Annotated in this window: 1 protein-coding gene; it reads left to right on the top strand. The window is 36.9% G+C overall.

What is annotated here, in order from left to right:
• Positions 1 to 238 precede the first annotated feature (238 nt).
• Entirely contained in the window at positions 239 to 523 is a 285-nt protein-coding gene (locus tag NLX67_RS22645) for a helix-turn-helix domain-containing protein (RefSeq protein WP_254313643.1), read from the top strand.
• Positions 524 to 558: the final 35 nt, after the last annotated feature.

Here is a 558-nt window from a genome sequence, read left to right as displayed (position 1 = left end):
GGCTGTATATCCAGACGAAGCAAGAACGCTAAATGAATTAATCAGTATTGCTGACAGTCACATGTATAAAGTAAAACAGAAGAATCAGAAGCCAAAAACATTGATCTAACAGCCGGTATATACTAAAAATGAAGGAATAAAAAGCGTTTCTAATGCAACATAAATGTATGATATGCTCCCCTTTAAGTAGACAGTTATAAGAAAGCAACGCTACTATCTACTTGGAGGGGATTTTTGTATGGGGAGAAAACAAACTTATTCTGTAGAGGTTAAACTGCAGGCGGTTGAACTCTATTTATCGGGTGAAATGGGTGGGTATCGGCGAGTAGCTGAGAAATTTAACGTAGACGCATCTCAAATTGTGAGGTGGGTTAAGGCTTATAAACAAGAAGGAATCGATGGACTAAAAGAAAAGCGCGGTCTTGTAGGAAGAAAACCAAAAAATCCTTCGGATCAAGAAAAGATTAAACGACTGGAAGCTGAAGTAGCCTACTTAAAAAACATACTAAGATTAGTAGTGTAGCCAAGGCATTGGTTTACACTACTATTTTTTTATAT

The organism is Domibacillus sp. A3M-37 (assembly GCF_024213455.1).
GTDB classification, from domain to species: Bacteria; Bacillota; Bacilli; order Bacillales; family Domibacillaceae; genus Domibacillus; species Domibacillus tundrae.
This window is presented reverse-complemented; position numbering and strand designations above follow the sequence as displayed.